The 26,113-nt window shown below is 65.1% G+C and carries 20 protein-coding genes and 1 tRNA gene; 16 read left to right on the top strand and 5 right to left on the bottom strand.

Translation table 11 applies throughout. The features are described from left to right. Positions 1–112 precede the first annotated feature (112 nt). The 14 genes from HNP49_RS17420 to HNP49_RS17355 all read left to right on the top strand — a co-directional run bounded on the left by HNP49_RS17420 (position 113) and on the right by HNP49_RS17355 (position 14,954). Positions 113–928 (top strand): ABC transporter permease, encoded by an 816-nt coding sequence (locus HNP49_RS17420; RefSeq protein WP_184685393.1) that lies wholly within the window; start codon positions 113–115, stop codon positions 926–928. Then, the gene (locus HNP49_RS17415) at positions 925–1,719 is read left to right on the top strand and encodes an ABC transporter ATP-binding protein (RefSeq protein WP_184685391.1); all 795 of its coding nucleotides are present in this window, start codon (positions 925–927) and stop codon (positions 1,717–1,719) included. The genes HNP49_RS17420 and HNP49_RS17415 overlap by 4 nt, the downstream gene beginning before the upstream one ends. Positions 1,720–1,729: 10 nt before the next feature. Beyond that, the gene (locus HNP49_RS17410) at positions 1,730–2,458 is read left to right on the top strand and encodes an urea amidolyase associated protein UAAP1 (RefSeq protein ID WP_184685389.1); all 729 of its coding nucleotides are present in this window, start codon (positions 1,730–1,732) and stop codon (positions 2,456–2,458) included. An 11-nt stretch (positions 2,459–2,469) separates the two neighbouring features. Next, positions 2,470–3,105, top strand: coding sequence for an urea amidolyase associated protein UAAP2 (locus tag HNP49_RS17405; protein ID WP_184685387.1), 636 nt, complete (start codon positions 2,470–2,472; stop codon positions 3,103–3,105). Between the two features lie 179 nt (positions 3,106–3,284). Beyond that, positions 3,285–6,884 (top strand): urea carboxylase, encoded by a 3,600-nt coding sequence (gene uca / locus HNP49_RS17400; protein ID WP_184685385.1) that lies wholly within the window; start codon positions 3,285–3,287, stop codon positions 6,882–6,884. Further along, positions 6,884–8,689, top strand: a complete 1,806-nt coding sequence (gene atzF, locus HNP49_RS17395) for an allophanate hydrolase (protein WP_184685383.1) — start codon at positions 6,884–6,886, stop codon at positions 8,687–8,689. The genes uca and atzF overlap by 1 nt, the downstream gene beginning before the upstream one ends. 84 nt (positions 8,690–8,773) lie before the next feature. Next, a complete protein-coding gene (locus HNP49_RS17390; protein ID WP_184685381.1) occupies positions 8,774–10,258 on the top strand; it encodes a diguanylate cyclase in 1,485 nt (494 codons plus the stop codon). Between the two features lie 16 nt (positions 10,259–10,274). Beyond that, positions 10,275–11,345 carry a DUF2157 domain-containing protein gene (locus HNP49_RS17385; protein ID WP_184685379.1) on the top strand — a complete coding sequence of 357 codons (1,071 nt, stop codon included), beginning with the start codon at positions 10,275–10,277 and terminating at the stop codon, positions 11,343–11,345. Further along, on the top strand, positions 11,342–12,142 hold the full coding sequence (locus tag HNP49_RS17380; protein WP_184685377.1) for a DUF4824 family protein: 801 nt from the start codon (positions 11,342–11,344) through the stop codon (positions 12,140–12,142). Before HNP49_RS17385 ends, HNP49_RS17380 begins: the two co-directional genes overlap by 4 nt. Next, the gene (locus HNP49_RS17375) at positions 12,135–12,353 is read left to right on the top strand and encodes a cysteine-rich CWC family protein (RefSeq protein ID WP_184685375.1); all 219 of its coding nucleotides are present in this window, start codon (positions 12,135–12,137) and stop codon (positions 12,351–12,353) included. Before HNP49_RS17380 ends, HNP49_RS17375 begins: the two co-directional genes overlap by 8 nt. Beyond that, entirely contained in the window at positions 12,343–13,032 is a 690-nt protein-coding gene (locus tag HNP49_RS17370; RefSeq protein ID WP_184685373.1) for a pseudouridine synthase, read from the top strand. Before HNP49_RS17375 ends, HNP49_RS17370 begins: the two co-directional genes overlap by 11 nt. 69 nt (positions 13,033–13,101) lie before the next feature. Then, positions 13,102–13,175 (top strand) — tRNA-Gly (locus tag HNP49_RS17365). Positions 13,176–13,378: 203 nt separating this feature from the next. Next, on the top strand, positions 13,379–14,047 hold the full coding sequence (locus HNP49_RS17360) for a glutathione S-transferase family protein (protein WP_184685372.1): 669 nt from the start codon (positions 13,379–13,381) through the stop codon (positions 14,045–14,047). 94 nt (positions 14,048–14,141) lie between these two features. Then, complete coding sequence (locus HNP49_RS17355; RefSeq protein WP_184685370.1) at positions 14,142–14,954, top strand: ABC transporter substrate-binding protein; 813 nt, start codon at positions 14,142–14,144, stop codon at positions 14,952–14,954. Positions 14,955–15,036: 82 nt separating this feature from the next. Here HNP49_RS17355 and mqo read toward each other — a convergent pair whose 3' ends face one another. Continuing rightward, on the bottom strand, positions 15,037–16,524 hold the full coding sequence (gene mqo / locus HNP49_RS17350; protein WP_184685368.1) for a malate dehydrogenase (quinone): 1,488 nt from the start codon (positions 16,522–16,524) through the stop codon (positions 15,037–15,039). Between the two features lie 579 nt (positions 16,525–17,103). On the opposite strand from mqo, the gene HNP49_RS17345 reads away from it, so the two are divergent. Continuing rightward, positions 17,104–17,313, top strand: coding sequence for a hypothetical protein (locus HNP49_RS17345; RefSeq protein ID WP_184685366.1), 210 nt, complete (start codon positions 17,104–17,106; stop codon positions 17,311–17,313). Positions 17,314–17,349: 36 nt separating this feature from the next. On the opposite strand, the gene HNP49_RS17340 is transcribed toward HNP49_RS17345, so the two are convergent. Next, positions 17,350–18,825 (bottom strand): helicase HerA-like domain-containing protein, encoded by a 1,476-nt coding sequence (locus tag HNP49_RS17340; RefSeq protein WP_184685364.1) that lies wholly within the window; start codon positions 18,823–18,825, stop codon positions 17,350–17,352. A gap of 115 nt (positions 18,826–18,940) precedes the next feature. Here HNP49_RS17340 and HNP49_RS17335 point away from each other — a divergent pair, with 115 nt between their 5' ends. Then, positions 18,941–20,818, top strand: coding sequence for a methyl-accepting chemotaxis protein (locus HNP49_RS17335; protein WP_184685362.1), 1,878 nt, complete (start codon positions 18,941–18,943; stop codon positions 20,816–20,818). A gap of 48 nt (positions 20,819–20,866) precedes the next feature. Here HNP49_RS17335 and HNP49_RS17330 read toward each other — a convergent pair whose 3' ends face one another. The 3 genes from HNP49_RS17330 to HNP49_RS17320 form a co-directional block, all read right to left on the bottom strand. Then, a complete protein-coding gene (locus HNP49_RS17330) occupies positions 20,867–23,500 on the bottom strand; it encodes an EAL domain-containing protein (protein ID WP_184685360.1) in 2,634 nt (877 codons plus the stop codon). A gap of 114 nt (positions 23,501–23,614) precedes the next feature. After that, on the bottom strand, positions 23,615–24,514 hold the full coding sequence (locus tag HNP49_RS17325) for a ribose-phosphate diphosphokinase (RefSeq protein ID WP_184685358.1): 900 nt from the start codon (positions 24,512–24,514) through the stop codon (positions 23,615–23,617). Next, entirely contained in the window at positions 24,514–26,088 is a 1,575-nt protein-coding gene (locus tag HNP49_RS17320; RefSeq protein ID WP_184685356.1) for a thymidine phosphorylase family protein, read from the bottom strand. The genes HNP49_RS17325 and HNP49_RS17320 overlap by 1 nt, the downstream gene beginning before the upstream one ends. Between the last annotated feature and the right edge of the window lie 25 nt (positions 26,089–26,113).

The raw sequence follows: 26,113 nt of genomic DNA, 5'->3' as shown, positions 1-26,113 counted from the left end.
CCTCTCCCTCCGGGAGAGGGTTGGGGTGAGGGGAACTCCGAGCTGCTTGGAACCCCTCACCCCCGCCCCTCTCCCAAAGGGAGAGGGGAATGCCGAATCCCGAGGAAGCGCCATGCGCCTGATCAACCGACACCCGGACCGCGGCGGCCGCCTGCTGCTGATCCTGTTGCCCTTCGCCCTGCTGCTGTTTGCCTACTTTACGGGCTCGGCAGCACGGCTGACGGACAACCCCAACGACAAGCTGCTGCCCAGTGCCAGCCAGATGGTCAGCGCCATCGACCGCCTGGCCTTCACCGAGGACAAGCGCAGCGGCGAATACCTGTTCTGGCAGGACAGCGCTGCCAGCCTGTCGCGCCTGGGTATGGGCATCGGTATCGCGGCCCTGGCGGGGCTATGCCTGGGTATCGCTGCCGGCATCCTGCCGCTCTTCCGTGCGCCGCTGTCGCCGCTGCTCACCGTGCTGTCGATGGTGCCACCGCTGGCGATACTGCCGATCCTGTTTATCGTCTTTGGCCTGGGAGAACTGTCCAAGGTGATGCTGATCGTTATCGGCATTACTCCCGTGTTAGCCCGTGATCTGGATCAGCGCGCCCGCGAAATCCCTCAGGAAATCCTGATCAAGGCGCAGACCCTCGGCGCCAGCACCTGGACGCTGATTCTGCGCGTGGTGCTGCCGCAACTGCTGCCGCGCCTGCTGATCGCCCTGCGCCTGGTGCTGGGCTCGGCCTGGCTGTTCCTCATCGCCGCCGAAGCCATCGCCAGTACCGACGGCCTCGGCTATCGCATCTTCCTCGTGCGCCGTTACATGGCGATGGACGTGATCCTGCCGTACGTGGTGTGGATCACTCTGCTCGCCTGGCTGATGGACCTTGGGCTGCGCCAGCTCACCCGCCTGTGCTTCCCCTGGTATGAAGGAGCCAAGGCATGAGTGCGTTCATCGAGGTGAAGAATGTCTGGCAGGAGTACGGCGATCAGGTCGTACTCGAACGCCTGAACCTGTCGATCAACGAAGGCGAGTTCTGCACGCTGGTCGGCGCCTCCGGCTGCGGCAAGTCGACCTTCCTGCGCCTGCTGCTGGGCCAGGAACGGCCGAGCAAGGGGGAAATCCTGCTGGCCGGCCAAGCACTGCCCGGCGAGCCGGACAGCAGCCGCGGCGTGGTGTTCCAGCGCTACTCGGTGTTCCCGCACCTCTCCGTGCTGGACAACGTCGCCATCGGCCTGGAGCTGCCACGCTCGCCACTGCTCGGCAGGCTGTTCGGCGCCGCCAAGCGCGACGCCCGCGCCCAGGCCGAAACCATTCTGCGCAAGGTCGGCCTCGGCCATGCCCTGGACAAGTACCCCAGCCAGCTTTCCGGCGGCATGCAGCAGCGTCTGGCCATCGCCCAGGCGCTGATCATGAAGCCACGCGTGCTGCTGCTCGACGAACCCTTCGGCGCGCTGGACCCGGGCATCCGCAAGGACATGCACGCCCTGCTGCTGGAACTGTGGCACGAGACCGGCCTGACCGTTTTCATGGTCACCCATGATCTGAGTGAGGGTTTCAGCCTCGGCACCCGCCTGCTGGTGTTCGACAAGACCCGCATCGATCCGCATGCGCCGAACGCCTTCGGCGCGCGCATCACCTACGACATCCCCCTGAACAGCGACCGCCGCGCCCAGCGCGCCGCCGTCGCGGCGTTGCCGGCGCACATCACCGGCGACCTGCAACCGGCCCTGTAAGGAGCATCCCATGACCGCTGCACTCACCCTGCGCCCCACGCTGTACGAGGAACTCGTGCCCGGAGGCGGCCACACCTCCTTCGTCCTCAAGCGCGGCCAGCTGCTGCGCATCACCGATATCGAAGGCGGCGCCAACGTCAGCCTGCTGCTGCTCAATGCCCATGAGAAAAGCGAGCGCCTGAACCTGCCGGACACCCTCAAGTGCCAGCACACCGCCAGGCTCACCGCCGGCCACTGCCTGTACTCGGATATGGGCAGAATCCTCGCGGCCATAACTGCCGACACCTGCGGCTGGCATGACAGCATTGGCGGCCTGCTGAACGCGGCAGAAGTGGCCGAGAAGTACGGCCAGGGCCGCTATCAGGAGCTGCGCAACGGCTTCTTCCGCAATGGCATGGACAACCTGCTGGTAGAACTGGGCAAGTGGGACCTTGGCCTCGCCGACCTGCTGATGAACCTCAACCTGTTCAGCAAGGTCACGGTCGATGGCGACGGCTGTTTCCACTTCGAAGCCGGCAACTCCAAAGCCGGCGACTACATCGAGCTGTATGCGCCGATGGACACCCTGGTGGTGCTCACCGCCCTGGAACACCCGATGGACCCGAATCCGCAGTACGCGCCCAAGCCAGTGCAGCTCAGCTGGCAGCAGGTGCAGAGCGATGGCATCAGCGTGCTCTGCCGCACCTCGCGTCCGGAAAACGGCCGCGGCTTCCACAATACCGAACGGCTTTACCTGTAAGGAGCGGCGCCATGAGCCTGATCGAAAGCACCCTGCATCCCGAGGCCGCCGTGTTCCGCCATGTGATCCCGGCCGGCGAGCCATACCTGTTCGAGGTCAAGGCCGGGCAGACCCTGCGCCTACTCGACCTGGAAGGCAACCAGGCCGTCGACACCCTGTTCTTCAGCGCAAAGAACCCGCGCGAGCGCTACGACCCGCAGCGCACCCTGCGCAAGCAGAACAGCGTGTACCTGACCACCGGCACCGTGCTCTGGTCCAACCTCGGCAACCCGCTGCTGACCATCACCGCCGACACCTGCGGCCGCCACGACACCCTCGGCGGCGCCTGCGCCCAGGAGAGCAACACCGTCCGCTATGCCCTGGAAAAGCGCTACATGCACAGCTGCCGCGACAACTTCCTGCGCGGCGCGCTGCACGACGGCCGGCTGAGCAAGCGCGACCTCGGCGCCAACATCAACTTTTTCATGAATGTGCCGGTCACCCCGGAAGGCGGCCTGACCTTCGAGGATGGCCTCTCGGCCCCGGGCAAGTACGTGGAGCTCAAGGCGCACATGGACGTGATCGTGCTGATCTCCAACTGCCCGCAGCTGAACAACCCCTGCAACGCCTACAACCCGACTCCAGCCGAGGTGCTGGTATGGGAGTGAGATCACTCGGACAACCCCCTCTCCCTCTGGGAAAGGGCGGGGGTGAGGGGCTTTAACCTCGTTTCCTCACCCCAACCCTCTCCCCAACGGGGAGAGGGAGCAAAGCATTCACACCCCGGACGACCGTGGTGCAGACCGAATACCGGCGGGACGACCCGCCTCCTTCGAGGACTCCTCGAATGTTCGACAAACTCCTGATCGCCAACCGCGGCGCCATTGCCTGCCGCATCCTGCGCACCCTGCACCAGCTCGACGTAAAGGGCGTGGCCGTTTACTCCGAAGCCGACGTCGCCAGCCTGCATCTGCAGCAGGCCGATGAGGCCCATAGCCTGGGCGAAGGCCCGGCGGCCACTACCTATCTGGTGGTCGACAAGATTCTGGAGATCGCCAGGCGCAGCGGCGCCAAAGCCATCCACCCCGGCTACGGCTTCCTCTCCGAAAACGCCGCCTTCGCCGAAGCCTGCGAGGCTGCCGGTATCGCCTTTGTCGGCCCCACTCCAGAACAATTGCGCGTTTTCGGCCTCAAGCACACCGCCCGCGCGTTGGCCAAGCAGCACGGCGTGCCGATGCTGGAAGGCACCGAGCTGCTGGAAAACCTCGACGCCGCGCTCAGGGCCGGTGAAGCGGTCGGCTACCCGGTGATGCTGAAAAGCACCGCCGGCGGTGGCGGCATCGGCATGCGCGTGTGCCGCAGCGCGGAAGAACTCTCGGATGCCTTCGAGGCGGTCAAGCGCCTGGGCCAGAACAACTTCAGCGACAGCGGCGTGTTCATCGAGAAGTACATCCAGCGCGCCCGCCATCTGGAAGTGCAGGTATTTGGCGACGGCCAGGGTGATGTCCTCGCCCTCGGCGTACGCGACTGCTCGGTGCAGCGGCGCAACCAGAAGGTGCTGGAAGAAACCCCGGCACCCAACCTGCCGGCCGGCATGGCCGAGGAGCTCTGCGCGGCGGCGATCAAGCTGGCCAAGGCCGTGAATTACCGCAGCGCCGGCACCGTGGAGTTCGTCTACGACAGCGAGGCCGAGCGCTTCTACTTCCTCGAAGTGAACACCCGCCTGCAGGTCGAGCATGGCGTCACCGAGCAGGTGTGGGGCGTCGACCTGGTGCGCTGGATGATCGAGCTGGCGGCCGGCGATCTGCCGCCGCTGAGCGAACTGGCGCAAGAACTGAAACCCAGCGGCCACGCCATCCAGGCGCGCCTGTATGCCGAAGACCCGGGCCGCGACTTCCAGCCCTGCCCCGGCCTGCTCACCGCCGTCAGCTTCCCCGAAGCCGATGGCAAAGCTTTGCGCATCGATACCTGGGTCGAAGCCGGCTGCGAGATTCCGCCCTACTTCGACCCAATGATCGCCAAGCTCATCACCTGGGCGCCGACTCGCGAGCAGGCCAGCGCCGCCCTCAGCCAGGCCCTGGCCGATACCCTGCTGTACGGCGCGGAAACCAACCGCCAGTACCTGCGTCAGATCATCAGTGACGCGCCCTTCGCCGAAGGCAATCCCTGGACCCGCTGCCTGGAAGGCCTGGCCTACCGCGCCAGCACCTTCGAAGTGCTGTCTGCCGGCACCCAGACCACAGTGCAGGACTTCCCCGGCCGCCTCGGCTACTGGGCTGTCGGCGTACCGCCCTCCGGGCCGATGGACGACCGTGCCCTGCGCCTGGGCAACCGCCTGCTGGGCAATGACGAAGGCGCCGCCGGCCTGGAAATCACCATGAGCGGCCCGCTGCTGCGCTTCAACACCGAGGCGGTGGTGGCGGTGACCGGCGCCGATATCCCGGTGACGCTGGACGGTGTGGCGCAGCCGATAAACACCGCGCTGCTGATCAAGGCCGGCAGCACCCTGAGCCTCGGCACCATCGACGGCAGCGGCGCACGCGCCTATCTCACCCTGCGCGGCGGCCTGCAGGTACCGGAATACCTGGGCAGCAAAAGTACCTTTACCCTCGGCCAGTTCGGCGGCCACGGCGGCCGCGCTCTGCGTGCCGGCGATGTGCTGCATATTCCGCCTCTCGGCGATACGAGCAACGGCGCACAGTTGCCCGCCGCACTCTGTACTGCCCTGCCCGCCGTACGTGAACTGCGGGTGATCTACGGCCCGCACGGCGCGCCGGAATACTTCACCCCGGCCTATATCGACACCTTCCTCGCCACCGACTGGGAAGTGCACTTCAACTCCAGCCGCACCGGCGTGCGCCTGATCGGCCCGAAACCGGAGTGGGTGCGCGACAGCGGCGGCGAAGCCGGCCTGCATCCGTCGAATATCCACGACAACCCCTACGCCATCGGCGCGGTGGACTTCACCGGCGATATGCCTGTCATTCTTGGACCTGATGGCCCGAGCCTAGGCGGCTTCGTCTGCCCGGTAACCATCATCGAGGCCGACCTATGGCAGCTCGGCCAGCTCAAGGCCGGCGACAAGCTGCGCTTCGTGCCGGTGAATATCGACACCGCCCGCCAGCTGGCCAGGGCCCGCCATGCAGAAGTTGCCGGACTGCAGGCCGTGCCCGTCGACTGGCAGCCGATCCCGCTGGAGCCGCCAGTGGTGCTGGACATCGGCAGCCTCGACAAGCGCCTGGTAGCCCGCCTCTCCGGCGACACCCACCTGCTGCTGGAAATCGGCCAGCCGGAACTGGACCTCGTCCTGCGCTTCCGCGGCCATGCGCTGATGCAGGCACTGGAGGCGAAGAACCTCGATGGTGTGATTGATCTGACGCCCGGCATCCGCTCCCTGCAGGTGCACTACCAGCCGGAAACCCTGTCGCTAGCCAGATTGCTCGCTGCGGTGATCGGCGAGTGGGATGCGGTGTGCAACGCCACCGACCTGCGCGTGCCGTCGCGCATCGTCTACCTGCCGCTGTCCTGGGACGACCCGGCCTGCCAACTGGCCATCGAGAAATACATGACCACGGTGCGCAAGGACGCGCCCTGGTGCCCGAGCAACCTGGAATTCATCCGCCGCATCAACGACCTGCCCAACCTGGATGAGGTCTACCGTACGGTGTTCGATGCCAGCTACCTGGTAATGGGCCTGGGCGACGTCTACCTCGGCGCGCCGGTGGCCACCCCGCTGGACCCGCGCCACCGCCTGGTCACCACCAAGTACAACCCGGCGCGCACCTGGACTGCCGAGAACTCGGTGGGCATCGGCGGCGCCTACATGTGCGTGTACGGCATGGAAGGCCCCGGCGGCTACCAGTTCGTCGGCCGTACCCTGCAGATGTGGAACCGCTACCGCGAAGTGGCCGCGTTCAACGGCAAGCCCTGGCTGCTGCGCTTCTTCGACCAGATCCGCTTCTACCCGGTCTCGGCCGAGGAGCTGCTGCAGATCCGCCGCGACTTCCCGCTGGGCCGCTATGAACTGCGCATCGAGGACAGCGAACTGGCCCTGGCCGACTATCAGGACTTCCTGAGCCAGGAAGCCGCGGGCATCGACGCCTTCCGCAGCCAACAGCGTGCGGCGTTTGCCGCCGAACGCCAACGCTGGATCGACTCCGGCCAGGCGCATTTCGAGGTCGAGGAAGTCGGCCCGGATGTGGGCGAGGACGCCCCGCTCGGTGCCGGCCAGCATGGCATCGACAGCCACATCGCCGGCAACCTCTGGCAGGTGCAGGTGGAGACCGGCAGCACGGTGAAAGCCGGCGATGTGCTGGTGATCCTCGAGTCGATGAAGATGGAAATCCCCCTCACCGCCCCGCGCGACGGCGTGGTGCGTGAAGTTCGCGTGCAGCCCGGTTCCCCGGTGCGCGCCGGTCAGCGTGTTGTTGTTCTGGAGGAAGCCTGATGCCCGCCTTTGCCCATGATTTGCGCCTCGGCGCCCTGAAAGCCGCCTACACCAGCGGCAGCCTGAGCCCGCGCCAGCTGATCGGCGAACTGCGCGAACGCGCCGCCGCGCTGAATCCCGAGTTCAACCTGTTTATCCACCTGCTCAGCCAGGCAGAGCTGGAGCCCTACCTGGCCGCGCTGGACGCCAAGTCACCGGCCGAGCTGCCACTGTACGGCGTGCCCTTCGCCATCAAGGACAATATCGACCTGGCCGGCATCCCGACCACCGCGGCCTGCCCGGCCTTCGCCTATATCCCCGGAGAGAGCGCAAGCGTTGTCCAGCAACTGATCGCCCTCGGCGCCGTGCCACTGGGCAAGACCAACCTTGACCAGTTCGCCACCGGCCTGAACGGCACCCGCTCGCCCTACGGTGAATGCCGCAACAGCGTGCATCCGGATTACCCGTCCGGCGGCTCCAGCGCGGGCTCCGCCCTGACCGTGGCGCTGGGCGTGGCCAGCTTTGCCTTGGGCACCGACACCGCAGGCAGCGGCCGGGTGCCGGCGGCGCTGAACAACCTGATCGGCCTCAAGGCCAGCAAGGGGCTGATATCGACCGCCGGCGTGGTGCCGGCCTGCCGCACGCTGGACTGCGTGACCTACCTCACCACCACCGCCCTTGAGGCCAGCCAGTTGCTGGCGCTGACCGCCAAACTGGATGCGCGCGACGAATACAGCCGCGCCAACCCGCTGTGGAACGATGCCAGCGCCTTCGGCAAGCCGCGCGCTGGCTTTCGCTTCGGCGTGCCAGCGCAGCTGGAGTTCCTCGGTTGCCCGGAAAGCCCGGCGCTGTTCGCGCAGGCAATCGAGCAGTTGAAAGCCCTGGGTGGCGAAGCAGTGGAAATCGACTTCGCGCCCTTCCTCGAAGCGGCGCGTCTGCTCTACGAGGGCCCCTGGGTGGCCGAGCGCTACAGCGTCGCCGGCAAGCTGATCGAAGAGCAGCCGGATGCCGTACTGCCGGTGATCAAGGCCGTGCTGGAGAAAGCGCCCGCCGTCAGTGGCGTCGATACCTTCCGCGCCCAGTACCGCCTGCAGGCACTCAAGGCGATCTGCGACCGCATCATCGCCGATCTGGACTGTGTGCTGACCCCGGCCTATCCACGCCCGGTGACCCTGGACGAGCTGCACGCCGAACCGGTCAAGCGCAATTCGGACCTGGGCTACTACACCAACTTCATGAACATGCTCGACTATGCCGCCGTGGCGGTGCCAGCCGGCTTCATGCAAAACGGCCTGCCGTGGGGCGTGACCCTGTTCGGTCGTGCCTTCACCGACCAGTACCTGCTTGGTCTGGCCGATGCCCTGCAGCGCCAGCATGGCCTTCCTCTGTCCGGTGAACGCACATTGGAGTCGCCTGCCCCGGCCACCCTCGCCCGCCACGACAGCGCCCGCGTGGTGGTGTGCGGCGCGCACCTCGATGGCCTGCAGCTCAACTGGCAGCTCAGGCAACGCGGCGGCCGTCTGCTTGAGGCCACGCAGAGCTCGCCGGACTACCGGCTGTACGCCCTGGCCGGGGGCCCGGTGCAGCGCCCCGGGATGGTTCGGGTCGCCGAGGGTGGCGCGGCCATTGCCGTGGAAGTCTGGGAGCTGCCGAGCAGTGAACTGGGCTCCTTCCTCACCGGCATCCCGGCGCCCCTGGGGCTGGGCAAGGTGCAGCTGGCCGATGGCAGCTGGGAAACCGGCTTTATCTGCGAGGGTTATGGGCTCGCAGGCGCCAGCGACATCACCGCCTTTGGCGGCTGGCGCGCCTGGCTGGCCAGCCGCTGAAACACGCGGCACGGCGCCGCACTCGCTGGCGGCGCCGGCCTCTGCCACACTAGGGCATGTCTATCGAGCCTTGGAGCGCTCTGCATGCCGCTGACCAGCCGCCGCCATAGGACCCTTGTGCCACTGCGCCTGCTGTTGCTGTTCCTGCTGCTGGGCGGATTTCTCACCACCACCCTGTTCAGCTACTACACCTCGCTGAAGGCGGTACGCAGCAGCATCCTCAGCACCGAACTGCCGCTGACCTCGGACAACGTCTACTCGGAGATCCAGCGCGATCTGGTGCGCCCGGTGCTGATCGCCTCGATGATGGCCAACGACACCTTCCTGCACGACTGGATCAAGCACGGAGAGCAGGACGTCGGGCAGATCACCCGCTACCTGCGCGAGGTACAGAACCGCCACAACGCCTTCACCAGCTTCTTCATTTCGGAGAAGACCCGCACCTACTTCCAGAGCCGCGGCGTCCTCAAGCAGGTGGCCCAGGATGAACCACGGGATGCCTGGTACTTCCGCGTCCGCGAGCTGAATGAGCCCTACGAGATCAATGTCGACATCGACATGGCCAACCAGGACAGCATGGCCATCTTCATCAACTACCGGGTACTCGACGAGGCACAGCATTTTCTTGGCGTCACCGGCGTCGGCCTGTCCGTGGAAAGCGTGGTCAAGCTGATCGACACCTACCAGAAGCGCTTCGACCGCACCGTCTATCTGGTCAACCAGCGTGGCGTGATCAGCCTGACAGGCGAGGCAGGCGGGCCGTTCGGCAACCGTGCCGGCAAGGCAATTGCCGATATCGAGGGCCTCGACGGCCTGCTCGCGCAGATGCCCAAGTTGCAGGACGGCAGCTACGAATACGAGTACGAAGGCCACCGTTACTTCGTCAATGTGCGCTACATCCCCGAGCTGAAGAACTACCTGTTCGTCACCAAGCACGATGGCGGGCAGACCGCCGAAATCCGCCAGTCGCTGTGGCTCAGCGTGCTGATGTGTCTGCTGGTCACCGCCGTCGTGATGACCCTGTTCAGCCTGCTCATTCGCCGCTACCAGCTGCGCATCGAACGCCTGGCGGCCACTGACCAGCTCACCGAACTGCCCAACCGCCGCGGCTTCGAGATGCTCGCCGGGCAGGCCATCGAGGAGGCCCGCCGCGAGCAGCAGCCGCTCAGCGCCATCGTCATCGACCTCGACCACTTCAAGACCCTCAACGACACCCACGGCCACATGGCCGGTGACGTGGTGCTCAAGGGCTTCGCCAACCAGCTGCGGGCCTCCCTGCGCCGTTCGGACATCGTCTGCCGCTGGGGCGGAGAAGAGTTCATCGTGCTGTTCAAGAACACCCCTCTGGATACTGCCCGGCAACTTGCGGAAAAACTGCGCGTCCAGCTGGAGCAGCAGCACTTCTTCTGGGAAGACAAGGCGCTCAAGGTCACCATCAGCATCGGCCTGACCAACCTCACCGGCGGCGAAGGCCTGGATGGCCTGATCGCCCGCGCCGACCGCGCGCTTTACCGTGCCAAGCAGAGTGGCCGCAACCGGATTGCCAGCGAGCCAGGCGCCAGCGCCTGAAAACAGGGACGTCACCATGACCATCGACAACCGCGCGCAGGCCCAGCAGCGCAGCGACCGCATCGCCCAGTTCCGCGCCGAGCTGGACTGCCTGCAACGCGAGGGCGTGCTGCAACTGGCGGCCGATCAGCAGGCCCAGGTGCAGGGCTACCATCAGCACCTGCTCGGCGAGCTGGCCAGCCGCTTCGACATCGATCACAGCCGCCAGGCGCATCAGCTCTCGCTGGGCATGCGTATCGCCTCGCTGCTCGGCGCCCTGGCCCTGGCCGCCAGCCTGTTCTTTCTGTTCTACCGCTTCTGGGGCCTGTTCGGCAGCACCAGCCAGGTCGCCATCCTGATCGCCGCGCCGCTGGTCGGCCTGCTGCTCACCGCAGCCCTGCAACGCCTGGATGACAGCGGCTACTTCAGCAAGCTGGCGGCGCTGCTGACCTTCACCGCCTTTGTCCTCAACCTGGTCATGCTCGGTCAGATATTCAATATCACCCCCACCGATCAGGCCCTGCTGGCCTGGGCCGCGCTGGCCCTGCTGCTGGCCTATGCCTGTGAGCTGCGCCTGCTGCTCGGATTGGGCCTGCTCAGTGCCACGGCCTTCTGCGCCAGCCGCCTGCACAGCTGGGACGGCCTCGACTGGCTGGCCTGCATCGAACGCCCGGAGAACTTCCTGCTGCCGGCCCTGCTCATGCTGGCCAGCGCCGAACTGGCCGTGCAGCGCCGCTTCGCCGGTTTTGCCGCGATGTACCGGATGCTCGGTCTGGTCTGCCTGCTGCTGCCAATGTTGATCCTCGGCTACTGGGGGGAAGGCAGCTACCTGCGCCTGGACCCGGATTTGATCGAGGGCATCTACCAGTTGCTAGGTTTCGCCGTACCGGCGCTGGCCATTTACATCGGCATTCGCCGCCAACAGGCCGAGCTGATCAACGGCGGCACGCTGCTGTTCGTCATCGCCCTGTTCTGCAAGGTGTTCGACTGGTGGTGGGACTACCTGCCCAAGTACCTGTTCTTCTTCCTCCTCGGCCTGCTGGCCATCCTGGTACTGCTGGTGATGCGCCGCCTGCGCCGCAGCCTCGCCGTGGAGGTGCAGCCATGAAGCCGGCCCGCCTGCTGCTGGCCGCCGCCGGCCTGATCGTGATCAGCAATGCCCTGAGCCTGACTGGCGTGGCGTGGAACCGCAGCGGTACGCCGGACAGCCAGCTGCGCCTGTCCGAGCGGGAGCTGCCATTCGCCTGGCGCGAATTCGGCCCACAGGAAAACTCCAACCTGGCCCTGCGCCTGGACTGGCAACAGGAACAGCGCCGCGCCAACGACTGGCGCGGTCCCGACTGGCTGCAGCGCGATGCCCTGCTGGAGCTGGGTTTCGATGAGCTGCCAGAAGACGGCCAGGAACACTACGCCCGCTGGCGCCTGCAGGAGCGCAATGCCCTTGTGGTACTGGAATTCGATGGCCCGACCTACCAGCGCGAGCTGGCCCGTGCCACCGCCGAGCTGGCCGAAGCCCGCAGCAAGCAGGCCGCCGCCGAGCGCATCAAGGACCTTGAGCAGCAACTGCAACACGCCCGCGAGCAGGACAGTCGCCTCTATGCGGTGGCCGCCGGTCTCGACCGCGCCAGCCTGCGCCAGCGTTATCCCGACCGCCAGCGCTATGTCATCGTGCCGGCCCGCATCAGCGCCAGCCTCAACCAGCAGGACAAACGCTGGTACGTGCGCGGCCATATCAGTGAACTGCGCGTGGGCGATCTGTACCTGCCACTGGCCAGCCGCGACGCCCTGCGCGCCGAATATGCCCAACCCGAGCAACAGCGCGCCCACTATCAGGTGGAGCTGGCCTTCGGCCAGCGCCTGGAACCCTGGGTGCAGGATGTGCAGCTGGAGCCCCGGCATGACTGATACGCCCGTCGACCCGCAGCGTTGTCCGCTGTGCGGGTCGGCAAACCAGTGCACCCTGGCCAACCCGGCCACCGCCACGCTGCCCTGCTGGTGCTTCAGCGCGCCGATCAGTGCCGACGCACTGGCACGCATTCCCGTCGAGGCACGCCAGCAGGCCTGCCTGTGCCCGGCCTGCGCACAACTGGCCAGTCAGGCTGTAGATGCGTCTTGATCGTTTCCTCAGCAATCTGCCGCGCTTCAACCGTCAGGACGCCCGCCAGTTGATCAGCCAGGGCCGGATACGCCTGGATGGCCAGGAGTGCCGCGACGCCCAGGCCGAGGTACGCGAATTCAGCCGGGTACAACTGGATGATGAGCTGCTGCAGGCTGGCAAGGCGGCACGCTACTTTATGCTGCACAAGCCGGTAGGCGTGGTCAGCGCCACCTGCCATCCCGAGCACCGCACAGTGCTCGACCTGCTCGACGAGCCGGACAAGGATGACCTGCACCTGGCCGGCCGCCTGGACCTCAACACCAGCGGCCTGTTGCTGATCAGCAACGACGGCCTGTGGACCAGGCGCCTGACCCTGCCCGGCAGCAAGCAGCCCAAGGTCTACCGGGTGCAGACCGAGCAGCCGATCAGCACCGAGTACATCGAGGTGTTCGCCCGCGGCCTGTACTTCGCCTATGAAGACCTCACCACCCTGCCCGCCGAGCTGGAAATCCTCGGCAGTCACAGCGCACGTCTGACACTGCACGAGGGGCGCTACCACCAGGTCAAGCGCATGTTCGGCCACTTCCAGAACAAGGTCATCGGCCTGCACCGCGAGCGCATCGGTCCCTTGGAACTGGGCGACCTGCCGGTGGGGAACTACCGAGTGCTGAGCGACGAGGAAGTCGCCGCATTCTGAGAATGCCCAGGAATTTCAGCCGCCTGCTTCCCGGCCAAGGCCGATTCTGGTACAAAGACGGCCGTCCAAGCGGGCGTCGTATAATGGCATTACCTGAGCTTCCCAAGCTCATGACGAGGGTTCGATTCCCTTCGCCCGCTCCAGAATCAAAGCGTTAAAGCCCTGCTCATGCAGGGCTTTTTCGTTTCTGCTGCTTGCTGGTGTCGAAGAAGTGCCGAAATCTGGCCTTCGAGACACAGACAGGGCATATCGTAGAACGCCGCTAAACGCCTTTGCCCATCAGCCCTGGCTCTCGCCCCACAAGCGCCATAATCTGTGCGCCTGCCCACCCCACGATGAACGCCCCATGATCACCCTGCATCATTGCGTCAGCGCCAGATCCTTTCGCCCCCTGTGGCTGCTTGAAGAGCTGGGCCTGCCCTATGAACTACGCATGTGGCCCTTTCCGCCTCGCGCCGTGGCCCGTCACTACCTGGAAGAAAACCCACTGGGCACGGTGCCGCTGCTGGTCGACGGGCACGTACGCCTGACCGAGTCGGCGGCCATTTGCCAATACCTTGCCGCCCGGCACAGCCCCGGAGAACTGGATGTCACCGTCGATGAGGCGCATTTCGGGGCTTATCTGAACTGGCTGCACATGAGCGATGCGACGCTGACCTTTCCGCAGACACTGGTGCTGCGCTACCGCCACTTCGAGATAGGCGAGCGACTTCAGCCCCAGGTGGCCGAGGATTATGAACGCTGGTTCCTGGCCCGCCTGCGCGCGGTCGAAAGCACCTTGGCCACGGCAGATTTCCTCTGCGCAATGCGCTTCACCGCCGCCGATGTCGCCGTTGGCTACGCCCTGCTGTTGGCGGAGCATCTGGGCCTCGCTGAACAGTTCACGCCGCGCATTCAGGCCTACTGGAGTCGCCTGCAGGACAGACCGGCATTCCAGCGCGCCATCGCCCGCCAGCTGCAGGCTGCCCATGAGCAGGCAGTTCCGCTGACCCCAGCTCCCGATATTCGGCCCTAGGCTAGACTGAACACAGCAACAAGGGGAACCGGCTAAAGAACACGCAGAGTCCGCGCCAGAGCCGCCCCACCCCTGACCTGAAACCGAGATGCCGATGCCTCAGTCACGAACATTGCTGCTGTACCTGTTACTGCTTGCCAGCGCCGTCGAGGTAAGCCAGGCCTGTGAGAAAACCGTGCGCTGGGCCAACGACCCGCCTTACGACATACCTGATGCCACACAGCAGGTACGCGGCGCTACCTCTGACCTGATGCGTGAGGTTCTGGGACGTATGGGCTGTAAACCGCGCTTCGTCGAGCTGCCGTGGGCACGCGGCCTGCACAACCTGAAGAAAGGCAGCCTGGACATATTGCCGGGGGCTTTGATCACGCCTGAACGCGAAACCTTTGCCTACTTCTCACAACCCATCCACCGCTCCCCCAACGTGCTGTTCATGAGCCGTGATGCTGCCAGGCGTTTTGCATTTAACTCGCTTGGACAGATCAGCCACAGCAACTTTCGCCTGGGCATTCAGATCGACGTGACGTATAGCCGCGAATATGCCGAGCTGATCAAGCAGGCCGATTTCAAGGCGAGGACCTTGCCGGTCAGTGATCGCAAGGGGGCCTGGCAGATGCTCAGCGCCGGTCGCCTGGATGGCCTGATCGCAGACGAAGTGACCGGACTGATGGAGTTGCAGCAGCTTGGCCTGAACCAGCGGATTGTCCGCAGTCCGCTGGTGGTGTCTGAGGAGCCGGCGGTCGTGGCTTTCAGCCGCAAATCACTGCAGCCGGAGTTTGTGGAGCAATTCAACGCGGCACTGGCAGCGGTGGTGGCAGACGGCAGCTATGCGCGCATCACCCAGCGGTATTTGCCCTGTACGGTGGCCGCAGTCAACCTGGGTTGTCGAGTGGCATCGAGCGAATAGCATCATCAAACAGACTTAGCAGCTGGCGAGCTCACCCCATAAAAAAACCGCCCCGTGGGGCGGTTTTTTTTGGTGCGGCCACTTAGACCAGCTGCAGCACCTTGCTCGACGCCGTGCTGACTTCGCGGTACAGCGCCGGATCGTTTTCCAGGGCCTTGGCATCGGCCTTGAAGATGGCCTGCAGGCGCGCGCTCCAGTCTGCCGACTTGATCTTGTCGGCAAAGCAGCGCTCGATCAGATCAAGCATCGCCGATACCGACACCGAGGCGCCCGGCGAGGCGCCCAGCAGGGCGGCGATGCTGCCATCGGCGGCGGCGACGATCTCAGTACCGAACTCCAGCTTGCCGCCGGTATTCGGATCCTTCTTGATGATCTGCACGCGCTGGCCAGCCACTTCCAGACTCCAGTCTTCGGCCTTGGCTTCCGGGTAGAACTTGCGCAGGGAATCCAGGCGCTGCTCCATGGACTGCATCACTTCCTTGATCAGGTAGCGGGTCAGGTCCATGTTGTCGCGGGCCACGGCCAGCATCGGCAGCAGGTTGCCCGGGCGTACCGACAGCGGCAGGTCGAGGAAGGAGCCGTTCTTCAGGAACTTGGTGGTGAAGCCGGCATAGGGTCCGAACAGCAGGGACTTCTTGCCATCGACCATGCGCGCATCCAGGTGCGGCACGGACATGGGCGGCGAGCCGACTTCGGCCTGGCTGTAGACCTTGGCGTGATGCTTGGCGACCACCTCAGGGTTGTCGCAACGCAGCCACTGGCCACTGACCGGGAAGCCGCCGTAACCCTTGCCTTCTTCGATGCCGGACATCTGCAGCAGCGGCAATGCACCGCCACCGGCGCCGAGGAAGACGAAACCTGTGCTGATCTCACGGGTATTGCCGGTTTTCAGATCCTTGACCTTGACACGCCAACCCTTGCCCTGGCGGTCGAGGCCATAGACTTTCTGCGCGTAGCGGACGGAAACGCCCGGCTTGGTCTTGAGATGGTCGATCAGCTGATTGGTCAGCGCACCGAAGTTGACGTCGGTGCCGCCCTCGACACGGGTCGCGGCGATGCGTTCGTCGGCCTGACGGCCCGGCATCATCAGCGGCATCCAATCGTTCAGCGTGGCCTTGTCCTCGCTGAAGTCCATGGACTCGAAGCAGTGGTGGCCACGCAGGGCTTCGAAACGCTTTTTCAGGTAAGCCACGCCCGACTCGCCACTGACATAGGACAGGTGCGGAACCGGATTGATGAAGGTTTTTGGAGAACCGAAGGTGCCCTGCTCGGTCAGGTGCGCCCAGAGTTGCTTGGACACTTCGAACATGCAGTTGATGTGGATGGCTTTCTTGGTGTCAATCGAGCCATCGGCGGTTTCCGGGGTGTAGTTCAGCTCACAAAGACCGGCATGGCCGGTACCCGCGTTGTTCCACGGGTTGGAGCTTTCAATCGCCCCCGATTCCAGCAGTTCGACCAGTTCCAGCTTGATGCCGGGGTCGAGCTCCTTGAGCAGAGCACCGAGTGTTGCGCTCATGATGCCGGCCCCAACCAGCACCACATCTACTGCTTCGTTCACGTCATGCGCCATTTTAACGCTTCTCCAAAATCATGATCTGCCGCAGGTAATCGACGGCCGAGGCCTAGCGCGTGTCTGCGCGTTATCAAATGCAACCCGGACCGACGCAGTTTCGGAGTTTCTGCGCGCAAGCCAGGCGGCACTACCACACCGACCTGTCGGCACCACCTCTGTCGCCAGCGCTGAGTCAAGAGCGGGAGAAGGCGCGCCTTCTGGCTCAGCTAGCGGATTGACGATCATTTGGGCAGCGTTGCAACAGGCCAATCACGCAAGGATCTGGTCTTGTGAACCGAGGCGTGGATTTTCCGGCGCGAACAATACCATTAATGACGCTTTTTCAGACGCAAAAATTGCTTTTTTCCACTTCCGCTCATCCCCCTGGCTACGGCACGCCCTGGCAGGATAGCGCCCATCAGCGGGCTGAATGACCGCGCCCCCTTGGCTACAGGGCTTGGCCGGCGCCATACTAGAGCCCAGCACAGCTGCACCGCGGATCTACCGCCGCTTAATCGAGCCGTCACCTAGACGGGGCAAACTGTGCAACAGCGGGTCTGTCCTGACCCCATGCGACACAACTTCCTGGAAAATACTGTGACGAAAGAGCAACTACGCGCCGAACTGGAGCGTCAGGCCACACGTTACAAGGATGTTTACGGCGGTGAAGTGATCACCTACGCCGCTCAGCCGGACCCTGAGAAGAAGCCCTGGCGCAAACGCCCCAACCTCCTCGACCATGCGTTCGAGCGGGAACTGGAAAAGATCAGGAAAGAGCAGCAGGCCAAGGCCAATCCACTGGATTGACCAGGCTGCGCGCCGCGCCAGTCGCCAGACAGTCGGCTAGCGCCGTTTGCCGCCCAGCAGAGAGCCCAGCACACCGCGCACCAGTTGCCGGCCGATCTGGTTGGCCGCCTGGCGCATGGCGGTCTTCATCACCTGCCCGGCAAAACCGCCCAAGAGCTCGCCAGCCATGCTGCCCAGATCACTGCCGGTTTCGGCCGGCGAGGGCGCTGTCGCCTCGGACTGCTGAGCACGGGCGGTCAGGCGCTCATAGGCCGACTCACGATCAATCGGCTTCTCGTAACGCCCCAGCAAGGCTGACTGGCGCAGTAGCACCTGGCGCTCGGACTCACTGAGCGGGCCAATGCGCGACTGCGGCGGCGCAATCGCCACGCGCTGCACCATGGCAGGCGTACCCTTGTCTTCCAGGGTGCCGACCAATGCCTCGCCGATGCCCAGCTCGGTCAGCACCGTCAGGCTGTCGAAGGCCGGATTGGGCCGGAAGCCGTCGGCCACCGCGCGCAGGGCCTTCTGCTCCTTGGCGGTAAAGGCCCGCAAGCCATGCTGGATGCGCAGGCCAAGCTGGGCCAGGACGGCATCCGGCAGGTCGGCCGGCGACTGGGTGACGAAGAACACGCCGACGCCCTTCGAGCGGATCAGCCGCACCACCTGTTCCAGCCGCTCCTGCAGCGCTTTGGGGGTGTCGGCAAAAAGCAGATGCGCCTCGTCGAAGAACAGCGCCAGCAAGGGCTTGTCGGCATCGCCACGCTCGGGCAGCTGCTCGAACAGCTCGGCCAGCAGCCACAGCAGAAAGGTCGCATAGACCTTGGGCGCCTCGTGCACCAGACGGCTGGCATCGAGCAGATGGATGGCACCGCGGCCATCGGCGGTTGGTCGCAGAATGTCCTCCAGCTGCAGCGCCGGTTCGCCGAACAAGGCCTCCGCGCCCTGCTGTTCAAGGGTCGCCAGACGGCGCAGCAGCGCCTGCGACGAGGTGCTGGTAAACAGCGCGCTGTCCTCGCCGAGCAGCTCGGGGTGTTCTTTGAGGTGATTGAGCAGCGCCTTGAGGTCCTTCAGATCGAGCAGCAGCAGGCCTTCGCGGTCGGCCACCTTGAACGCCGCATAGAGCGCCGCCTGCTGGCTGTCGGTCAGCTCCAGCAGGGCACCGAGCAGCAGCGGGCCCATTTCACTGAGCGTGGTGCGCAGCGGATGGCCGGACTGCCCGGCGACATCCCACAGCGTGACCGGATAGGCCTTGGGCTGATGCCCCAGCCAGGGCATGCCGGCAATGCGCTCGGCGATCTTGCCCTGGGGATTGCCCGCGGCGGCCAGGCCGCACAGATCCCCCTTGATGTCGGCGGCAAACACCGCCACGCCGGCGTCGCTGAAGGCTTCTGCCAGGCGCTGCAGGGTCACCGTCTTGCCCGTACCGGTGGCACCGGCCACCAGACCATGACGGTTGGCCAGGCGCAACAGCTGCCCCAGCGGCTGTCCGTCGCTCGCCGCACCCAGCAGCAGTTGATCATTCGCACTCATTTGCCATCCCTCGGGTTAAAGCTTTACTCAATAGAAGCCGACAGCCTGTGTGCCGCTCCTGCCAGAGCCCCTCACAACAAAAGCCTGCGCCTCCAGCCATAAGAGATCAGCAGCCATGTTCCAGAACCTGAAGTTCAGCCACAAGATCCTGCTGGCCGCCTCGGCCATCGTGATCAGCACCTTCGCCCTGTTCTCCCTGTACAACGACAGCCTGCAGCGCCAGGTGATCCATGATGACCTCGAAAGCTACCTCAAGGACATGGGCACCACGACCGCCAGCAATATCCAGAGCTGGCTGTCCGGGCGCATTCTGCTGGTCGAGAGCGTGGCGCAATCGATCGCCACTGACAACAGCCAGGAGCGCCTGGAAAAACTGCTGGAACAACCGGCCCTGACCTCCACCTTCATGTTCACCTACCTGGGTGCCGAAGACGGCAAGATGACCATGCGCCCGGAGGACGAGCTGCCGGCCGACTACGATCCGCGCACCCGCCCTTGGTACAAGGATGCCGTGCAAGCCGGCTCGACCACCCTCACCGAGCCCTATGTGGATGCCTCCACCAAACAGCTGATCATCACCATCGCCAGCCCCGTGCGCGGCGCCGGCGTGGTGGGTGGCGACCTCAGCCTGCAGACACTGGTGCAGACCATCAACGCCCTGGATTTCGGCGGCACCGGCTATGCCTTCCTGGTCAGCGCCGACGGCACCATCCTGGTCCACCCGGACCAGGAACGGGTGATGCAGAAACTCGGCGACCTATTCCCGCAGAACACCCCGCGCATCGACGGCGATCTCAGCGAAGCCGCGGAGCACGACAGCCAGCGCATCGTCACCTTTGCCCCGGTGCAGGGCCTGCCCACCGTGAAGTGGTATGTCGGCCTGTCCATCGACAAGGACAAGGCCTACACCATGCTCGACCGTTTCCGCGCCTCGGCGCTGATCGCCACGCTGATTGCCGTGGCGGTGATCATCGGCCTGCTCGGCATGCTCATCCGCATTCTGATGAGGCCACTGCACAGCCTCAGCCGCGCCATGCACAACATCGCCGAAGGCGAAGGCGACCTGACCCGTCGACTGAGCGTGCTGAGCAACGATGAGTTCGGCTCCCTGGCCAGCGCCTTCAACCGCTTCGTCGAGCGTATCCATGCCTCGATCAGCGAGGTGGCCTCGGCCACCAGCCAGGTCAACGATGTGGCCAAGCGCGTGCTGCAGGCCTCCAACTCGTCGATGAGCAACTCCGACGAACAGGCCAGCCGTACCAACAGCGTGGCCGCGGCAATCAACCAGCTCGGCGCCGCCGCCCAGGAGATCGCCCGCAACGCCGCCGATGCCTCGCACCAGGCCTCCGACGCCCGTCATCAGGCCGAGGAAGGCCGCCATGTGGTGGAACAGACCATCACCGCGATGAACGACCTGTCGAACAAGATCCGCACCTCGTGCAGCAACATCGAGACGCTCAACAGCAAGACGGTCAACATCGGCCAGATCCTCGAAGTGATCAAAGGCATTTCCGAGCAGACCAACCTGCTTGCCCTCAACGCCGCCATCGAGGCGGCCCGTGCCGGCGAAGCCGGACGCGGCTTCGCTGTGGTTGCCGACGAGGTACGCAACCTGGCCCACCGCACCCAGGAGTCGGCCCAGGAAATCCAGAAGATGATCGAGGAGTTGCAGGTCGGCGCACGTGAAGCCGTCGGCACCATGACCGACAGCCAACGCTACAGCGAGGACAGCGTGCAGATCGCCAACCGCGCCGGCGAACGTCTGGGCAGCGTGACCCTGCGCATCGGCGAGATCGACGGCATGAACCAGTCGGTGGCCACCGCCACCGAGGAGCAGACCGCCGTGATCGACTCGCTGAACATGGACATCACCGAAATCAACAACCTGAACCAGCAGGGCGTGAGCAACCTGCACGCCACCCTGGAAGCCTGCGCCGACCTCGACACCCAGGCCAGCCGCCTCAAGCAGCTGGTCGGCAGCTTCCGCACCTGAACCCGGCTGGTTCAGCCACAAGGCCCCGCACTGCGGGGCCTTGTGCTTTCAGGGCTGATGCGACTCCAGAACCAGCGCCTCGAACTCCGTCAACGGCAGCGGCCGTCCGAACAGATAGCCCTGATAGTGCCGGCAGCCATTGGCCAGCAAGGCCTGGCGCTGCGCCTCGTTCTCCACCCCTTCGGCAATCACTTCCAGATTGAGGCTGCTGGCCAGGGCGCAGATGGCGCGAACGATGGCCAGACTGCTGGCAGCCTCCGGCAGACCCTGGACAAAGGACTGGTCGATCTTCAGTTGATCCAGCGGCAACTGCTGCAGATAGGCCATGGACGAATAGCCGGTACCGAAGTCGTCGATGGAGAAGCGGATGCCCAGCGCCTGCAACTGCGTCATGCGCACGCTGGCCTCGACCATGTCATCGAGCAGCAAGGACTCGGTGAGCTCCAGCTTGAGACGCTGCGGATTGGCTCCGCTGGCACTCAGCAGGTCCTGCAGGGAGCGGACGAAATTCTCCTGATACAGCAGCCTGGCACTGAGATTGACCGCCAGCGTCAGCTCGGCTAGCGCCGGTTGCTGCGCCCAGCGAGCCAGTTGCGCGCAGGCCTGGCGCAACATGCAGAAGTCCAGATCCTCTACCAAACCGGCGCGCTCGGCCAGGGGGATGAAGGCCGCAGGCGCCAGCAGCCCACGCTGCGGATGTTGCCAGCGCGCCAACACCTCGCCGCCGAGCAGGCCACAACCCTCGGCGTATTGCGGCTGGATGAAGAAACAGAACTCGTTGCCCTGCAGGCCCAGGCGGATCGACTCCTCCAGGCGCAAGCGCTCGCTGACGGCCCGCTGCATCTGCGGGTCGAAGAAGCGCAGAGTGTTCTTGCCCGCCGTCTTGGCCTCGTACATCGACAAGTCAGCGCGTTTCATCAGCTCGTCGACGCTGTCGCCCGCGTCGCTGAAAAGCACCACGCCGATGCTCACGGAACTGCGCAAGGGCAGCCCATCGAGCAGATAGGGACGGTCCAGATCGGCCAGGATCTTCAGGCCGACCTGCTCGACCTGGCTCGCCGACTCCTCGGAAGACAGGTCCAGGTGTTCGAGCATGATGACGAACTCGTCGCCGCCCAGGCGCGCCACCGTATCGCTGCCGCGCACACAGGCCTTGAGCCGCTCTGCCGCCTCGCGCAGCACCTGATCGCCGGCCTGGTGGCCGTGCACGTCGTTGATGTTCTTGAAGTTGTCCAGGTCAAGGAACATCAGCGCGCCGTACTGGGCCGTGCGCTGGCTGTCGGCCAGGGCCTGCTGCAGCCGGTCCTGCAGCAGGCGGCGGTTGGGCAGGCCGGTCAGCGGATCGAAGAAGGCCAGGCGCCGGATCTTGTCCTCGGCCGCCTTGCGCTCGCTGATGTCGGTGAGCGCCGCCAGGTAGTTGACCACCCGTCCGCCGCCATCGCGCACGGCGCTGATGGTCAGCCACTCGGGAAACACCTCGCCACCCTTGCGCCGGTTCCAGATCTCGCCTTCCCAGAAGCCCTGCTGGTTGATGCTCTGCCACATGCCCTGATAGAACTCGGTGCCCTGCTGACCGGAACTGAGCATGCGCGTCGGCTGGCCAATCACTTCCTCCGGTGCATAACCGGTGATCAGGCTGAAAGCCTGGTTGACCCGCAGGATGCGGGTGCTGGCGTCGGTGATGATCATGCCCTGCGCCGAATCGAAGGCGATGGCGGCAATCCGCCGTTCCATCTCCAACTGCGCCCGCTCGGTGATGTCGCGGGCTAGGAAAACCACAGCCCGCTTTTCGCCCAAAGGTCCATCCAAGCGCTGAGCACGCCCCTCGAACACCTTGTCACCGCCAAGGGTCGGCATGGAGTACTCGATGACCTGCGGCTCGCTGCTGGCCAGCGTCTGGCGGATGAAACGGAGAAAGCGCTCGGCCTCGCCCAGCGGCAACACCTCATGAAGCCGTTTGCCGATCACCTGTTCGCTGGGTGCATAGAGCAACTGTTGGTTGGAGGAAATCACCTCCAGATAACGGCCATCCTCGTCGATCACCATCAGCAGGTCGGGAATCGCCGCACTGATACTGCGCAGACGCGCCTCGCTACGCCGCAGATCCTGCTCGGTGCGCCGGCGCCGCTCGACATCCTGCAACAGCAGGCCCAGCAGCACCAGCGCCGGCGACAGCACCAACACCAAGGGCAGTGCCACCTCATCGAGTATCCGGGCAAACAGGGGGGCCGGTAGAAAGGACAGCAGCAAGAGTTCCAGCGAATGCAAGAACACGGCAAACAGCAACAGGTTCCGAGCCGTGATCGGCAACCGGCCACGCCGGTACAGAGCGCGGTAGGCCAGGCCCAGTATCACCGGCAGAATCACATTGCCGATGCCAACCAGGCTACCGACACCGCCCAGCCAGGCGCGGTAGCCGGCCGCCATCAGCCCGGCGATCAGCGCCACCAGCGGCCCACCGAACAGGCCGGCCATGCTCAGGATGACCGTGCGACCATCGAAGATCAGCCCGGACTCCAGCTTTACCGGCAGGTGCATGCCGACCACACAGGTCAGGCCAAACAGTACGCCGGAGCTGATGCGGGCCGGCAGCCGTCGTTCACCCCAGAGGCGGTCGTTGACCGTTTGCAGGTAACACAGGGCCAGCAGCAAGGCCGCACCCTGGACGAATTCGAGAATCATCAACAACCCTGTTGCATGCCGGTAGACGGGCGACGCCCGTCATCTGCCCCAGCATAGCCTGATCTCTAGGATGTTCGCAGCCCGATGCAGGCCACATGCCATCATGCTCCTGATTCAGTTCAGCAGAGGCTGCAGAGCCTCGGCCAGCAAGGGCGCCATGGCAATTGCATTGCTCGGGTGAGCGATGCAGTCGGTACTCCACACCTCCCCTACCCCGGCGGCCTTGATCACCGCCAGCGCATCGCCGGCAAACAGCGCATGGGTCACCGCCACATCCACCGAAGCGGCTCCGGCAGCCAGCAGCAGTTTGGCAGCAGCAGCCAAGGTGCGCCCTGAGCTGGCCACATCGTCCAGCAGCACGACCCGGCGACCGCTGAAGTCCAGTTCCGGCAGTTGAATCTGAACCTCCCGATCGCCCGAGCGAATCTTGCTGCATACCCCGTAATCGAACCCATGTACCTCAGCAGCAGATTCAATCCACTGCCGCGACTCGGCATCCGGGCCGATCAGCAGTGGCTGCTCTCGGCGCTCGGCAATCAGCCGTGCCAGCATCGGTGCACCGGACAGGGTCAGCGCCGCCTCGCCCAGCGGCACCGCCTGCTGCAGGCGCTCGATACGGTGCAGGTGCGGATCGACCGTGACCAGACCATCGTAATGTGCCGCAATGAACGGGCCGACGATGGTCTGGCTGACCACCTCGCCGGGGTTGAAGGCAATGTCCTGGCGCATATAGGCCAGATACGGCGCCACCAGCAGCAGGCGCTGTACGCCCAGCCGACGCGCCTCGGCCGAGACCAGCAGCAGCTCGACCAGCTTGTCGTTGGGCCGGTCCAGACTGCGGTACAGCACCACCTGGGCCGGCAGCGGCTGCCCCTCTCTCAGAGGCAGGCGCAAACGCAGTTCGTCATCAGGGAAACGATGGCGCTCGATACAGGCCGCACTCACAGCCAGCGCTTCGGCCAGGCGCAGGGCCGGCTCGCGTTCATCGGCGAAATACCAGACTTGGGTGTTCATCAGCACTCCACAAACAGCGGCGCCAGCTCCTCGGCGCGGCCCAGGGTAAACCCGTTGCTGCGCAGGCAGGCCTGGCGGGCAAACTCAAGATCAGCGGCGTAAGCGGCATACACGCGGTACAGCGGCTGGCCCTGGCTGACGGCGGCGCCCAGCTTGTGCAGCAGGTCGACACCGGCGCCCTGCACCTTCGGCGCACCGGCCAGACGGGCGATGCGCGCCAGCTGCAGGTTGTCGATGCCGATCACCACACCGTCCTGCGGCGCACAGACCTCGAAGGACAGCGGCGCCAGCGGCGGTTGCCGCCAGTCGAAGCTGCGCAGGCCCTGGGCCTGCATGATGGCGTGCATCTTGGCCAGGGCGCGGCCGGAATCGAGGATGTCGCGGGCAATCGCATAGCCATCGCCACCACGCACATCCGGGTCGAATTCGAGCATGCGCCCGGCCAGACGCAGCGACTTCTGCCGCAGGTCCTGGGGCGCCGCCGGATCGTTCTGCAGCACCTGCAGCACATCGCGCGCTTCCAGCACCGGGCCGATGCCATTGCCCACCGGCTGCCGGCCATCGCTGATCAGCACGTCGATGGCCAGCCCCATGCGCCCGGAGACGAACTCGAACAGTTTGCGCAGGCGCTGCGCCTCGGGCATCGAGCGCACCTTGGCGGTCGGCCCCACCGGGATATCCAGCAGCAGGTGGGTGGAACCGGCAGCCACCTTCTTCGACAGGATGGAGGCCACCATCTGCCCCGGCGAGTCGATCGACAGCGGCCGCTCCACCGAGATCAGCACATCGTCGGCCGGTGACAGATCGCTGGTGCCGCCCCAGGCCAGGCAGCCGCGGTGCTCGCGGACAATTTCCTCCAGACGGGCAAAGGGAATCTCGACATTGGCCAGCACCTCCATGGTGTCGGCGGTACCGGCCGGCGAGGTGATGGCCCGCGAACTGGTCTTGGGACAGAGCATGCCGTGGGCAGCGGCGATCGGCACCACCAGCATCGAGGTGCGGTTGCCGGGAATACCGCCGATGCAGTGCTTGTCCACCACCGGGTGCTCGTGCCAGTCGAGGCGGCGCCCGACCATGGCCATGGCATCGCTGAGGAAGTACACCTCCTCACGGTCCAGCTCGCCCTGGTTGCAGGCCACCACGAAAGCGGTCAGCTCGATTTTCGAATAACGGTGTTCGGCGATGTCGCGCACGATGCCGCGAAAATCCTCGCGGGTCAGACGTTCACCGGCAATCTTGCGGTGCAGGGCCGGGATCGAAGCCGGCGGCTCGGCCTGGGAAATGCTCGCCGGGTGACCATCGGCCACACCGAGCAGGGCAAAAGCATCCTCGGACAGCCCCAACTCGTCGACAGCGACGATGCAGCCATCGTCCACCACATTGAGGCTGGCCAGGATGCGCCGGCCATTGGCGCGCACCTCAACCTTGGACAGCGCCTGAAAACCCTCGGCGCGGTAGATCGCGCAGTCGCGGTGCAGATAGGCAACGTTCTCGCGGTAGGTATCGATGGCCACCCGACGCAGCTTGAGCGGCGCCGGTTGAGTCTCGCTGGATTTCGGCGGAGTGGCAGGCATGGCAAAGGCTCGGCAACAACACAGA

Origin of the sequence: Pseudomonas fluvialis (assembly GCF_014207935.1) — a bacterium.
Taxonomy (GTDB): domain Bacteria; phylum Pseudomonadota; class Gammaproteobacteria; order Pseudomonadales; family Pseudomonadaceae; genus Aquipseudomonas; species Aquipseudomonas fluvialis_A.
Note: the sequence above shows the minus strand (reverse complement) of the source record. Positions and strands in the feature narration are given on the sequence as shown.